At 52.5% G+C, this 14109-nt stretch carries 9 protein-coding genes; 4 read left to right on the forward strand and 5 right to left on the reverse strand.

All coding sequences use genetic code 11. From position 1 onward, the window contains the following. Positions 1-237: 237 nt before the first annotated feature. The 4 genes from JO226_RS10760 to gcl form a co-directional block, all read right to left on the reverse strand. A complete protein-coding gene (locus JO226_RS10760) occupies positions 238-1374 on the reverse strand; it encodes a glycerate kinase (protein WP_293567418.1) in 1137 nt (378 codons plus the stop codon). Positions 1375-1451: 77 nt separating this feature from the next. After that, positions 1452-2342, reverse strand: a complete 891-nt coding sequence (locus JO226_RS10765; protein WP_367273554.1) for a 2-hydroxy-3-oxopropionate reductase — start codon at positions 2340-2342, stop codon at positions 1452-1454. A gap of 14 nt (positions 2343-2356) precedes the next feature. Continuing rightward, entirely contained in the window at positions 2357-3139 is a 783-nt protein-coding gene (hyi, locus tag JO226_RS10770; RefSeq protein WP_293567420.1) for a hydroxypyruvate isomerase, read from the reverse strand. A gap of 12 nt (positions 3140-3151) precedes the next feature. After that, complete coding sequence (gcl, locus tag JO226_RS10775; protein WP_293567423.1) at positions 3152-4891, reverse strand: glyoxylate carboligase; 1740 nt, start codon at positions 4889-4891, stop codon at positions 3152-3154. Positions 4892-5287: 396 nt separating this feature from the next. On the opposite strand from gcl, the gene dhaR reads away from it, so the two are divergent. The 3 genes from dhaR to nhaC all read left to right on the forward strand — a co-directional run bounded on the left by dhaR (position 5288) and on the right by nhaC (position 10424). After that, positions 5288-7222, forward strand: coding sequence for a dihydroxyacetone kinase operon transcriptional regulator DhaR (dhaR, locus tag JO226_RS10780; protein ID WP_293567426.1), 1935 nt, complete (start codon positions 5288-5290; stop codon positions 7220-7222). 413 nt (positions 7223-7635) lie between these two features. Next, positions 7636-9006, forward strand: coding sequence for an FAD-dependent oxidoreductase (locus JO226_RS10785; RefSeq protein ID WP_293567429.1), 1371 nt, complete (start codon positions 7636-7638; stop codon positions 9004-9006). 14 nt (positions 9007-9020) lie between these two features. Next, on the forward strand, positions 9021-10424 hold the full coding sequence (gene nhaC, locus JO226_RS10790; RefSeq protein ID WP_293567432.1) for a Na+/H+ antiporter NhaC: 1404 nt from the start codon (positions 9021-9023) through the stop codon (positions 10422-10424). Positions 10425-10477: 53 nt separating this feature from the next. Here the strand turns inward: nhaC and fadE are convergent, their stop codons facing one another. Continuing rightward, positions 10478-12922 carry an acyl-CoA dehydrogenase FadE gene (fadE, locus tag JO226_RS10795; protein ID WP_293567435.1) on the reverse strand — a complete coding sequence of 815 codons (2445 nt, stop codon included), beginning with the start codon at positions 12920-12922 and terminating at the stop codon, positions 10478-10480. Positions 12923-13161: 239 nt separating this feature from the next. Between fadE and lpcA the strand changes: the two genes are divergently transcribed. Beyond that, positions 13162-13743 (forward strand): D-sedoheptulose 7-phosphate isomerase, encoded by a 582-nt coding sequence (gene lpcA / locus JO226_RS10800; protein ID WP_293567438.1) that lies wholly within the window; start codon positions 13162-13164, stop codon positions 13741-13743. Positions 13744-14109 lie beyond the last annotated feature (366 nt).

Below are 14109 nucleotides of genomic sequence, written 5' to 3' on the forward strand. Positions count from 1 at the left end.
GTGTGTGCCAGTCGCTTATCAACGGGCTTTAAACCCCAGGGGCCATCAGGCTGCACACACCTTGCCAAATCTAGTCGTGGATATTTTAGACAAACTTCAGGATACAAGGGGCCGTGGTGGCCCCTTATCCCGTTCACAGGATGTGAAGTGAGAGAATCAGCAGGTCATACAGTGAACGGAATGACCCGCAGGGCTTGACTGACAAGCATTACGGCGAAAGCCGGGGTTGAGGTTAGCTTAACTTAACACCGCACGATAAAACCCTGCCAGATTCTCGCCTAACTGAATCAAATTGACCTCGCCTTCGCGCAACGCGGTCGGGAGATCGCACGGACCATTGACGACCGAGAAACAGGCCTCAATGCCGCACTCCCGTAATGCGCTAAGCTCACGCTCAACATAGCCTGCGATGGCAATAACCGGTACGCCCATTTTCTGCGCCATACGCGCCGCGCCAATGGGCGCTTTTCCGTTGAGGCTTTGTTTGTCCATCTTGCCTTCGCCGACAATCACTAACGAGGCATAAGTCAGGTGTTCATGGTAGTGAATGGCCTCCAGCACCATGTCGATACCTGGCTGCAGGCGGGCATCAAGGAAGGCCAGTAATGCGGCCCCCGTACCGCCTGCGGCGCCAGCGCCTGGGATGGCGCCGATATCCCTGCCGCAGCAGCGCTGTAGCTGACGGGCATAATGACCCATCCCTTGTTCCAGACGGACGAGCATGTCCTCAGTGGCCCCTTTTTGTGGGCCAAAGACCTGAGTTGCGCCGTTACTGCCTGTGAGTGGGTTAGTGACATCACAGGCGACAATCACCTTAACCTGCTTCAGGCGCGGGTCCAGACGGCTAAGGTCTATTTCCTTAATAGCCGATAAACCCGCGCCCCCCTGAACGACAGGGTTTCCGTGTTCATCTAAAAATGCCGCGCCCAGGGCGGACATCATCCCGACACCGCCATCATTCGTGGCGCTACCGCCGAGACAGACGATAATCGATTCGATCGGATGCTCCAGGGCAGCAAGAATCAATTCTCCGGTGCCAAAGGAGGTGGCTCGCAGCGGGTCGCGTTGCGCAGGCGTTAAGCACTCCAGGCCTGATGCTTGCGCCATTTCAATCACCGCCGTCGGCTGGTTGCCGAGGAGGCCGAATCGGGCATTGACCGGTTCGCCCAACGGCCCGGTAACGATTTTCTCGTAGTAAGTGCCTTCGGTCGCATGAATGAGCGTGTCGAGCGTCCCTTCGCCGCCGTCAGCCACGGGGAGGCAAACCAGGTGGCTGTTGGGCAGAACATTGCGCCATCCGGTTGCCAGCGACTCGGCGACTTTCCAGGCGGGAAGGCATTCTTTAAAGGAATCAGGAGAGATAATTATTTTCATCGGAGGTTCTCTTTCAGATAGTGCCAGGGTGGAAATCAGGCGATGAAAAAAGGGAACCTGCGGTTCCCTTCGGGTGATTACTGGCGAATAGAAAAATTGGCCATTTCTTCAAGCGCGCGGATAAGCGCCGAATGATCCCAGTCGCTGCCGCCGTGGGCGGCGCAGGAGCTGAACAGCTGCTGTGCGGTGGCGGTGTTGGGCAGCGCCACCTTCAGCAAACGGGCATTTTCCAGCGCCAGATTAAGGTCTTTCTGGTGCAGGCTAATGCGAAAACCCGGATCGAAGGTTCCTTTGATCATGCGTTCTCCGTGAACTTCCAGCACCCGGGATGCGGCAAATCCGCCCATTAGCGCTTCGCGGACGCGGGCCGGATCGGCGCCGGATTTGGCCGCGAAGAGCAATGCTTCTGCAACCGCTTCAATGTTAAGTGCGACAATAATCTGATTGGCGACTTTGCAGGTCTGGCCGTCGCCGACGTTGCCGACCAGGGTAATGTTTTTTCCCATCACCTCCAGCAGCGGTTTTACGCGCTGAAAAGCGTCGTCACTGCCGCCTGCCATAATCGATAACGAGCCCGCTTTGGCGCCGACTTCGCCGCCGGACACGGGGGCATCAATGTATTCAGCGCCGGTTGCGGAAATGCGCTGGGCGAATGCTTTGGTAGCCACCGGCGAAATAGAGCTCATATCGACGAGGATTTTCCCTGCCGATAACCCGTGTACGATGCCGTACTCCGAATGGAAAAGCACATCCTCAACGTGAGGGGTATCGGGCAGCATGGTGATAATAATTTCGCTACCGCGGGCGACCTCGGCAGGGGTTTTACAGGCAATGCCGCGCGCGTTGAGCAGCTCTGACGGCGCGGGTTCGAAATGTTCAGAAAACCGCAGGGTATGACCCGCCTGTTGTAAATTCCAGGCCATGGGTTTCCCCATAATACCGGTGCCGATAAATCCAATATTCATCATCTTCTCCTCAGGAATTAATCGTTGTTGCTGGTATTACGCCAGTGAAGGCTGTCAACCGTGGTGGACGAGGGGGTATATTCGCAACCAATCCAGCCCTGATAACCGAGCTTATCGATATACCCCAGAAGCCAGGGGTAATTAATTTCTCCGGTGCCGGGTTCATGGCGTCCTGGGTTATCAGCCAGCTGAATATGGCCAATTTTCTCCAGATTATGTTTAAGCGTGGTTGCCAGGTTTCCTTCCATAATTTGCATATGGTAGATATCGTACTGATAACGCAGATTAGGATGGTTAACATCGTGCAGAATATTCAGTACCTGCTGCGTGTTGTTAACAAAAAAACCAGGAATATCCGTGGTATTAATCGCTTCCAGCACCAGCCTGATGTTCGCATCAGCCAACTGCTCTGCGGCGTAACGCAAATTTTTCACCAGCGTTTCGTGGCATTGCTCCACGGAATATCCGGCAGGTTGTTTTCCGGCCAGGCAGTTTACCTGTGAGCAGTGCAGAGCCTGCGCGTACTCAATCGCCTGCGTTACGCCCGCCCGAAACTCTTCCACACGGTCTGGATGACAGGCAATACCACGCTCGCCGCCCTGCCAGTTTCCGGCCGGAAGATTGAACAGTACCTGCGTCAGCTTATGGGCGCTAAGTTGTCCGACAAGCTCATCCGCTGAAAAATCGTAAGGGAAAAGATATTCCACACCGTGAAAACCGGCTTTGCTTGCATGGGCAAAACGTTCAATGAACGGATACTCGGTAAAAAGCATGGATAAATTCGCTGCAAATTTTGCCATATTCCTGTTTCCTCAGAGATCGATAATTTCTTCAAACTCGGTAACTTTGTTAATATCCGGCCCCATAGCGATATTGGTGACGCGCTCAGTAATGATCTCCACCACCACCGGCACCCGGAATTCATCACGCAGGCGCTGGGCTTCACGTAACGCAGGTTCAATATCCTGAGGCTCAAAAACGCGAATGGCTTTACAGCCTAAACCCTCGACAACGGATTTATGATCGACGCCGTAGCCATTCAGCTCTGGCGCATTAATGTTCTCGAACGATAACTGCACGCAGTAGTCAATATCGAAAGCGCGCTGCGACTGACGAATCAGCCCGAGGTAGGCGTTGTTAAGCAATACATGAATATAGGGCAGATTAAACTGCGCACCCACGGCCAGCTCTTCAATTAAGAACTGGAAGTCGTAATCTCCGGAGATAGCGACCACAGGGGTGGAAGGATCGGCTTTCACCACCCCGAGCGCGGCAGGCATCGTCCATCCTAATGGACCCGCCTGGCAGGCGTTAATCCAGTGACGAGGGCGATAGACGCGCAGGAACTGGTTAGCGGCAATCTGCGCCAGACCAATGGTTGATATATAGCGAGTTTCAGGGCCAAAGACGTTATTCATCTCATGGTATACCCGCTGTGGCTTGACCGGCATGCTGTCAAAATCAGACCGACGCAGTAAGGTGCGCTTGCGCTCGGCGCACTCGGCGGCCCAGACGTGGCGATCTTTCAATTCGCCACGCGCTTTCATCTCACGCGCAACCTGGATGAACAGCGTGAGTGCGGCGTGCGCGTCAGACACAATGCCGAGGTCGGGGCCGAAAATACGGCCAATCTGTGCGGGCTCGATATCCACATGGATGAATTTGCGACCTTCGGTATAGGTTTCGAGTGCCCCGGTGTGGCGGTTGGCCCAACGGTTCCCAATCCCAAAGACAAAATCACTGGCCAGGAAACTGGCGTTGCCATAACGGTGCCCTGCCTGACATCCCATACGGCCAATCATCAGCGGATGATCGTCTGCCAGCGTACCCCAACCGCGCAGGGTCTGGATAACGGGCACGCCTGTCAGTTCAGCAAACTCACGCAGCAATTCGCTGGCTTCGGCATTAATAACGCCGCCGCCCGCGACAATGATCGGTTTTTCTGCCTGGTTTAACATCGCCAGGGCGCGTTCAGCCTGGGCGACCGTCGCCTGAGGGCGCCATGGAGCAAGCGGCTGGTATAGATCGATATCAAATTCAATTTCCGCCATTTGTACATCAAACGGCAGGTCCAGCAGAACCGGCCCTGGTCGGCCAGAGCGCATTTCCCAGAAGGCTTTCTGAAAAATACCGGGTAATTGCGCGGCTTCGAGAATTGTGCACGCCATTTTGGTCACTGGAGTGGCAATGGCTTCAATATCAACGGCCTGGAAATCCTCTTTGTGCAGTTTCGCGACCGGCGCCTGGCCGGTGATACAGAGAATGGGAATCGAATCGGCAGAGGCGGCATACAGCCCCGTTATCATATCGGTACCGGCAGGGCCGGACGTGCCGACACATACACCGATGTTACCGCCGTGGGCTCGGGTATAACCCTCAGCCATATGCGAAGCCCCTTCCACGTGACGCGCGAGCACATGGTCGATACCACCTAACTTTTTCATTGCCGCATAAAACGGGTTGATTGCTGCGCCCGGCACGCCAAAAGCAACGCTAATGCCTTCTTTTTTCAGTATTTCGACGGCGGCTTCAATTGCACGCATCCTCGCCATATTTTCTCTCCTGATATTTACGGTTGTAAGGGCAGCAAACAAACGTCGGCACCCGGTAGTTAAATATTTTTGAAGAAATAGATGGCTGGAACAAATATAGATAAGCTGTTTCATAGTGAAACAGTTGTGGAGGCGCGAGTGTTTCATTATGAAGTTCATCGGGGTTTTTGCCTGGGATTCCTGATGACGCTGGCAGTTTCATAATTCATTTTGTTTATCAGTTTATTTCCCTGCCTCAAATCATTATATTTGTTTAAGTGTGGGTGAGATATTAAATAGTTACAAGGCTTTTTATTTTTTTTGAAAAAGCAGACAAAGAATTATTGCGTTTGATCAAACTGGTTATCAGCTATTTTTGATACAAGAAATGCAATTAATAATTATGGATGTTTAAATATGGATAAAGCGTCATATCACCATGATTTAAAAAATAAATGGAAAATGTTTATGCATCATGGATGGGCATCCGAAGGTTCTGTTAATTCGGCAACGCTACGATCATGGCAAAAATGTTTGAAACATTGTGATCCCCGTCGCTGGAAAACGCCAGTAAAGGCATCGGGCCAGACTTTACAAATGATATTTAGCAGAAATGCTGAATTTATCAGAGTGGCGCAACGTGTGGTGGAGGACACCTTCACGCTGGTGGCTGGAAATGACATTGCGCTGGTGGTGCTCGACCCGCATGGCTGGGCGCTGCACGTGCAGTCATCTGATAAACTCGCCGCGCAGCTCCAGCATCTGGGAGTGGGGGCCGGGATGTCCTGGGCTGAAGAGGAAATCGGCACCAATGTGTACAGTTTATGCCGGGACACGCATTTATATACTTGTCTGGAGGGGGCTGAGCACTTTAGTGAATCGCTGCATGCCTTTTCGATGAGTGCGGCGCCTGTGATTGACTATTGTGGCAATATACACGGTTATATTATTTGTATTGTAAAGGCTTCATCTGACGCTCATCTTCTGCATTTATGCCATGCCTGTGCGGTAGAGGTGACTAATTATATATATATTGAGAGTGAGCAAAAAATAACAAATAAAGTCCTTTGTCAGCATAATGCCGTTATTGAATGCATGGACGATGGGTTTATCTGTTGGGATGCACATTCTGTTATTACAATGGTAAATCCGCAGGCCCAGTTATTACTTAATGTGAAAAAAGAAAGCCTGATTGGGCAAAATATAAGACATGAGTTTGTTTTTCCCCCGGCGTTGAATGACGCCATCTCCCAACGGACAAAGCTGCCGCAAAAGCAAATTGTGATTGAGTGTCGCGGCGAGTTCATCGAATTAATGGTGACGCTACGCCCTTTGAGTGACGGCTCATTTCTGTTATTCCTGCATCCGCTCGATAAAATACGCAAAATTGCGCAGCAGCAAATCAGTACGAACGCAAACTTTACCTTTGACAGCCTGCATGTCATCTCAAAGGGAATGAAGCAGGTCCTGAATGTCGCCCGCAGGGCAATCAAAACCGCATCGCCTATCCTGATTAATGGGGAAGATGGGGTGGGAAAACTGACGATGGCGATGGCGATTCACAATGAGAGCGAGCAGCGGGACGGGCCGTTCATCTCCGTGGATTGTCAGATGCTCTCCCCGGAAAATATGCTGCATGAACTGCTGGGTTCAGATGCAGGCCCGGTCCCCTCGAAATTCGAACTGGCGCAAAACGGTACGTTGTATCTGGACAAAGTGGAGTACCTGTCCTGTGAAATTCAAAGCGTATTGTTGAAAGTATTGAAAACCGGACTGGTGATGCGCTCTGACAGCCATCGCCTTATTCCAGTACGTTTTCGCCTGGTGACCTGTGCGGGGAGTTCACTGCGCGATTATGTTCAGCAAGGCGCCTTCAGTCGACAGCTTTATTATGAGATCTCAATGAATGAAATTGAGATTCCGCCGCTACGTAAGCGACGCGAAGATCTCGAATATATGATTAATGAGATTCTTGAAAAGTATCGGGACAGAACGGGCAAGGCGCTGGTGATTTCGCCAGAGGCGAATACCGTATTTCTCGAATATTTTTGGCCGGGAAACATCTCAGAGTTTAAGAACCGCATGGAAAAGATTTTTATGGGTTGCGGTAAAATGATGTTGGAATTAGAGGATATTCCATTAGATATTCGTCAGAATAATAATTGCTCCGAAGGTGATGTGTCTCATTTGGTTTCTCTGGCTGAAGTGGAAATGCAGGCTATCGAGCATGTGTGCCGTGTCTGTGACTGGAATCTGAGTAAAGCGGCAGAGGTATTGAAAATTGGCAGAACAACGCTATGGAGGAAGTTGAAAAGTTATAATTTATATCCAGGAACACTCAGTGATGAGTAGCTATACTCGTCATACTTCAAGTTGCATGTGCGTTGGCTGCGTTCGCTCACCCCAGTCACATAGTTATCTATGCTCTTGGGGACTCGCGAACTTGCCGCCTTCCTGCAACTCGAATTATTTAGAGTATATGTTTCATTATGAAATAGATTCCGCGAGATGGCGTTTCTTTTTGGAAAAGAGCGCCTGTTCGGGGAATTAAATGTGACTTTATCTACAATGCACAATGTGTAATTTATCGCGGCAGAGAGAAAGTGTGTTCCCACCCAGAGAGTAATAAAAAACAACTGGGTACTGCTGATTTTTACTTTTTTTCTGTATTAGCATGTTGATGGACATTGAACAGTAACTTTATTTTTCACGCATTAATTTGCGAGAAGACTCGTTTATTTAATTTTTGATTACGGAGATAAAGTATGGATTTTTATCTTGAACCTGCCAGGCGCATTCCTGTTATGGCGACAACGGATGTATTAGTTGTTGGCGGAGGACCTTCCGGCATAGCGGCAGCGTTGAGCGCAGCCCGTGAAGGGATGAACACCATGTTGATCGAACGCTTCGGCTGTTTTGGCGGCATGATGACGACCGCTGGGGTGGAATCTATCGCCTGGTGGCGCCACGAAAATACCGTGGAATCTGGCGGCATTGCCCGTGAAATTGAAGAAACAGCCCGTCAATCAGGCGCGTCGCAGCCCGAGCCGCAGTCATTAAGTCAGGCGATCAATGCTGAACGCTTTAAGTTAGTGGCTGACACGATGCTGGAAGACGCGGGCGTCCGTCGCGTGCTGCACATTTCCGCAGTAGACGTCATCAAAGAGGGCGACGAACTGCAAGGGGTGATTACCGAAAGTAAATCCGGACGTCAGGCCATTCTGGCGAAAGTCATTATTGATTGTACCGGTGATGCCGATATCGCCTGGTTTGCGGGGGCGCCGTTCACTAAACGCAGCAAGGAAGACTTGATGTGTGTGACCACCGTCTTTAGCTGCGCCAACGTCGATAAGCAGGCTTTCATGCAAAGTATTGAGGCGACGCGCCCCAAATACGGCGACTGGGGCGCGGATGAAGAGAACAAGAACTGGTCGTACGATGTCCATGAATCCTGCCGGGAAATGTTCAGCCCTTATCTTGGCAAAGTGTTTGCGAAGGGGAAAGCGGCAGGCCTGATTCCCCAGGAGGTCACGCTGGGGGGATCCTGGAGTTCGATTACGGATTATGGCGATGCCAATTACCTCAACGTTGTCAGTATTCCTGCGGTTGATTGCACCGATGTCTTTGATTTGACGCGTGCTGAAATTGAAGGTCGCAAACAGGCGATGCAGGCAATAGAGGTGCTTCGCCGTTTCCAGCCGGGGTTTGAGCGCGCGCAGCTGAAGAATTTTGGGATGACGGTGGGAACGCGGGAATCGAGACATATTTCCGGGCGTACACAGCTGACGGAGCAGGATATTTGTCAGGAAGGACGCCATACGGATTCTATCGGTATTTTCCCGGAATTTATCGACGGTAATGGGCGTTTAAAACTGCCGCTGGAGCCACGCTATTTCCACATTCCTTATGGCGCGCTGGTTCCGCGCGATGTGGAGAACTTGCTGGTCTGCGGGCGGGCGATTGATGCGGATAACTTTGCCTATGCCACCATCAGAAATATGGGGTGCTGCATTGTGACTGGCGAAGGCGCCGGTACCGCCGCGGCGATTGCGATAAAGAGCAATACGCGCGTATCAGAGGTGGATATCCAGAATGTTCAGGCACGTCTTGTGCGAAACCGCGTTAAGGTCTTTTGACCTGGAGAATCACCATGAGAGAAAAACCCGGTTTTTATGTGGCGCTCACGCCCATTATTTTCATGGCAGTTGTTTTAGTTTTCGGCATAGGCGTTATGGGATGGCCTGCCAGCGTATGTTTGTTAATTTCCGCCGCTTTTTCCTGCATCATAGCGATGTCTAAACTGAAATATACCTGGGATGAAATACAGGGATTCATCATCGATAAAATTTCAGCGGTTATGGCGCCGGTGCTGATTGTTATTTTTGTTGGTTTTATGGTTGCCACCTGGAGTTTTGCCGGAACGTTGCCGATGTTGGTTTATTACGGCATGTTGCTGGTTTCACCCACGTGGCTGTACGTTATCGCGTTTATTTTGAATGCGGTACTGTCCTACGTCTCAGGCGCGTCATGGGGGTCGGTAGCGTCTATCGGCGTGGCGTTAATGGGCATTGGTTCGGGATTACACGCCGATCTTCCGATCCTGGCGGCGGCGATTGTCACGGGCGCTTACTTTGGCGATAAGCTATCTCCTCTGAGCGATACCACTAACCTGACCTCCGCGGTGACCAAAACCCGGCTTTATGATCTGATTAAATATCTGCTCTGGACCACAATACCTTCAACGATCATTAGCCTGCTGTTTTTTACTTGGCTTGGGATGGTTCATACGTCATCCGGCACGATTTCGCCGGAAAGTATGCAAATGCTGGTTCAACTGAAAGGATTGTACAAGTTTGGCGTGTTGCCGCTGTTACCGATGATCATTGTGCTTTGCTTTACCTTTCTGCGCCTGCCGACCGTGCCCGCGTTGTTAAGCAGCGCGTTTGTTGCCGTGCTGGTCGGTTGGCTCTATCAGGGCTTTCCGCTGGCGGAAGGGATTAAGTCGACGATGAGTGGCTTTCGCCTGGACATGATAACCGATGCGACAAATCTTCTTCCCTCCGTGAAAGAGTTGCTGGAGCAGGGCGGGCTGAATAATCAGGGCGGTTTCCTCTCGTTCATTATCTGCGCGATGATGTTCGCCGGGATCCTGACCGGCACGGGGATGATGGACGTGACGTTGCAAAGCGCGGCGAACAGGATCAAAAGCGTCTTTGGTGCCATTCTCACCAGCGGCGTGCTGGCGGTCATCATCAATTTGCTGACGGGTTCGGACGGTTTGAACAAGATTGTGGTTTCTGAGCTGATGCTGAAGAAGTTTGAGGATCTCAATCTTTCGCCGTTGGTGCTCGCGAGGACGCTGGAAGATTTCGGGACGATGAGCGCGCCGATTATTCCGTGGTCTGCGGCGGGACTCTATATGGCGACAACGCTGGGCGTGCCGACGTTCAGCTATCTGCCCTACAGCGTGTTCTGTTTCAGTTCGATGGTTTTTGCTCTGATTTATGCCGCGACGGGATACCGTTTGCAGGCTTTCAGGGTGGCGACAGCGTAAAAAAAAAGCGCCCGGCATGACATTGCCGGGCGCGATTACGGAGAGGCTTATGTTTACGCCGCTTCAACCTTGCGGACTTTCTCCTGCAGCTTTACCGGTTTGGTTGCCAGAGCCTCCGGCTCGAAGTCGTCAACGTTAATGCTGCGCAGACGGCTGACTTCTGCTTTGATAAGGATCTCCGCCTCATCCTGGTTGATTAACCCTTTTGCCAGCGCGTGGCGGGCCAGTTCGTCCAGGCGGGTAAACGGCAGATTTTTGCCCATCTCTTTACAGATACGCTGGTGGATAGGATCGGCCGTCATCACGTCGACCAGTGCTTCTTCCAGCAGGCCTACCGGGTTATGCTCGCTCGGGGTCAGGTACTGGCCGCGACCGATGCGTGAGCGGGTTGCGCTCGGTGTTTGCAGGATCTTCGCCACAACATGATCCAGCTTATCGGAAGGCGCATGATAATGGCGACCGGTCGGGAAAATGACCATACGCATCGCGCCAGCGATAAAGCGGTTCGGGAAGTTGCGGATCAAATCGTCGATCGCCTGCTCCGCCTGATGCAGCGCGTCCTGTACGCCCCAGTGAACCAGCGGTAAATCCGCTTCATTGCGACCTTCGTCGTCATAGCGTTTCAGTACCGCAGACGCCAGGTACAACTGGCTCAACACATCGCCAAGACGGGCGGAGATGCGCTCGCGACGCTTCAGGCTACCGCCCAGCACCGCCATCGATACATCCGACAGCCAGGCGAGGTTAGCGCTCAGGCGGTTCAGGTGCTGATAGTAACGCTTCGTGGCGTCGCTGGTTGGCGTGCGGCTGGTCAGGCCGTGGGTCAGGCCGAGCCAGAAGCTGCGTACTTTGTTGCTGCCGACGTAGCCGATATGTTTGAACAGCAGCTTATCAAAGGCGTTCAGGTCTTTATTCTGCGCAGCCGCCATCTCTTCAAGGACGTACGGATGACAGCGAATGGCGCCCTGACCGAAGATCATCATGCTGCGGGTCAAAATGTTAGCCCCTTCAACGGTGATGGCGATCGGTGCGCCCTGATAGGCACGGGCCAGGAAGTTGCCTTCGCCGAGCATAATGCCTTTACCGCCAGCAATATCCATCGCATCAATGATGGAGTGCTGACCACGGTGAGTACAGTGATACTTCACGATAGCGGACAGCACGGCCGGTTTCTCGCCCAGCATAATGCCGTAGGTGACAAGCGATGCGGCGGCGTCCATCACATAGGCGTTACCCGCAATACGCGCCAGCGGCTCTTCGATCCCTTCCATTTTACCGATAGAGATTTTGAACTGACGGCGGATGTGCGCGTAAGCGCCTGTCGCCATCGCGACGGATTTCAGACCACCGGTGGCGTTAGACGGCAGCGTAATGCCGCGGCCCACGGAGAGGCATTCCACCAGCATACGCCAGCCCTGACCGGCCATTTTCGGACCGCCGATAATGAAATCGATAGGGACGAAAATGTCTTTCCCCTGCGTTGGGCCATTCTGGAACGGCACGTTCAGCGGGAAGTGGCGGCGGCCAATCTCGACACCTGGCGTGTTGGTGGGGATCAGCGCGCAGGTAATGCCCAGGTCTTCATCGTCGCCCAGCAGTTTATCCGGGTCGGACAGCTTGAACGCCAGACCCAGTACGGTCGCGATCGGCGCCAGCGTGATATAGCGTTTGTTCCAGGTCAGGCGCATGCCCAGTACCTGTTCGCCCTGCCAGTCGCCCATGCAAACCACGCCGGTATCCGGGATGGCGCCCGCATCGGAACCCGCTTCCGGGCTGGTCAACGCAAAGCAGGGGATTTCCAGACCACGGGCCAGACGCGGCAGATAATGGTTTTTCTGCTCATCGGTGCCGTAGTGCTGCAGCAGCTCGCCCGGGCCTAAGGAGTTCGGTACGCCAACGGTGATGGCCAGAATACCGGAAACGCCGGAAAGTTTTTGCAGTACGCGAGACTGGGCGTAGGCCGAGAACTCCAGCCCGCCGTACTCTTTCTTAATGATCATCGCAAAGAAGCGATGCTCTTTGAGCCAGGCCCACAGTTCCGGCGGCAGATCGGCCATTTCGTGGGTTATCTGGAAGTCGTTCGCCATCCGGCAGGCTTCTTCAACCGGGCCGTCGAGGAACGCCTGCTCTTCTTCGGTCAGACGCGGCTGCGGGTAGTTGTGCAGTTTTTTCCAGTCCGGGTCGCCCTGGAACAGATCGCCTTCCCACCAGGTGGTGCCTGCATCAATCGCTTCTTTTTCAGTACGCGACATCGGCGGCATCACTTTGCTGAAGGCGCGAAAGACGGGCGCAGAGATCAGCGCTTTACGCATCGACACCAGGTTGAACGGCACCAGAATGATGGCAAGCGGCAGCAGCAGCCAGATATTCCACAGGCCAGCCGCGCCCAGCGCGCCTGTCCAGACCAGAAGTATCAGGCTGCCGAGCAGCAGGTTAACCCGGTGATAGAAGAGCACGCCGAGTAAAACAACGGTTGCAACAATACTCAAAATCATCATAAAGAAAAGCTCCCTTGCTTGTAGGAGGTCTGACCACTTGTGATGATATGGTTGTAGTGGATGTTATTTCTTTTAGCAATGTATTTACAAAATAATTACAACCTGGCTCACAGAGTTGTCGTAAAGCGGGGCACGGAAAATCAAAAGTAAACGGGATTCCCCAGCGTGACGCTTCTCGCTTATCCTGCTATCCGGTACACTGCCGAGGTTATTCTCTTAAATGCTGAAGGATTATCCTCATGTACCAGGATCTTATTCGTAACGAACTGAACGAAGCAGCGGAAACACTGGCTAACTTTCTGCAAGATGAAGCCAATATCCACGCGATCCAGCGCGCGGCCGTCCTGCTGGCGGACAGCTTCAAAGCCGGTGGTAAAGTGCTTTCCTGCGGTAACGGCGGTTCTCATTGCGACGCCATGCATTTTGCTGAAGAGCTGACCGGGCGCTACCGTGATAACCGTCCGGGCTATCCGGCAATTGCGATTTCCGATGTCAGCCATCTCTCCTGCGTCAGCAACGATTTTGGCTATGAGTATGTGTTCTCGCGTTACGTTGAGTCCGTCGGGCGCGCTGGCGATGTGCTGATGGGCATTTCCACCTCCGGCAACTCCGGCAACGTGATCAAAGCGATTGAGGCGGCCCGCGCTCAGGGGATGAAAGTCATCACGCTGACCGGGAAAGACGGCGGCAAGATGGCGGGTTCCGCCGATGTGGAAATCCGCGTGCCGCATTTCGGCTACGCCGATCGTATTCAGGAGATCCACATTAAAGTGATCCACATCCTGATTATGCTTATCGAAAAAGAGATGGTTAAAGCCTGAGTGGTGTTGTCTCCCCCTTCTGAACGGGCTGTCTCTTAATCGTAAATCCCCGCACTGTTGTACGGGGATTTATGAGCTTGTAATAATCATGACCGTAAACATTGCCCGGGTTAGAAATAGAAAGCCCTCTTTTGTGTTCAGAGCATTGAAATCACCTGCGTCGAAGACCCTTTGACCTGACATCCGGCTAGCCCTGCGCATAAATTATTCATCGTCTAACGTCCCGCCTTCATATCGCAGCGCATATGATCCCAACCCTGGTAGTTTTTAACTTCAGGCACCTTATCGGGCAGGTTTTGCCAGTTCGCTTTATATTGTTGAGTGCTTTCCTTAAGCCCCTGTTTAGTCATATACACCATCCCCCAG

The organism is Pluralibacter sp. (assembly GCF_019237635.1).
GTDB lineage: Bacteria > Pseudomonadota > Gammaproteobacteria > Enterobacterales > Enterobacteriaceae > Enterobacter_B.

Excerpts from the sequence above, each read along its gene's own strand:
- JO226_RS10760 (WP_293567418.1), bottom strand. The coding sequence starts at position 1,374 with ATGAAAATAATTATCTCTCCTGATTCCTTTAAAGAATGCCTTCCCGCC.
- JO226_RS10765 (WP_367273554.1), bottom strand. The coding sequence starts at position 2,342 with ATGATGAATATTGGATTTATCGGCACCGGTATTATGGGGAAACCCATG.
- hyi (WP_293567420.1), bottom strand. The coding sequence starts at position 3,139 with ATGGCAAAATTTGCAGCGAATTTATCCATGCTTTTTACCGAGTATCCG.
- gcl (WP_293567423.1), bottom strand. The coding sequence starts at position 4,891 with ATGGCGAGGATGCGTGCAATTGAAGCCGCCGTCGAAATACTGAAAAAA.
- dhaR (WP_293567426.1), top strand. The coding sequence starts at position 5,288 with ATGGATAAAGCGTCATATCACCATGATTTAAAAAATAAATGGAAAATG.
- JO226_RS10785 (WP_293567429.1), top strand. The coding sequence starts at position 7,636 with ATGGATTTTTATCTTGAACCTGCCAGGCGCATTCCTGTTATGGCGACA.
- nhaC (WP_293567432.1), top strand. The coding sequence starts at position 9,021 with ATGAGAGAAAAACCCGGTTTTTATGTGGCGCTCACGCCCATTATTTTC.
- fadE (WP_293567435.1), bottom strand. The coding sequence starts at position 12,922 with ATGATGATTTTGAGTATTGTTGCAACCGTTGTTTTACTCGGCGTGCTC.
- lpcA (WP_293567438.1), top strand. The coding sequence starts at position 13,162 with ATGTACCAGGATCTTATTCGTAACGAACTGAACGAAGCAGCGGAAACA.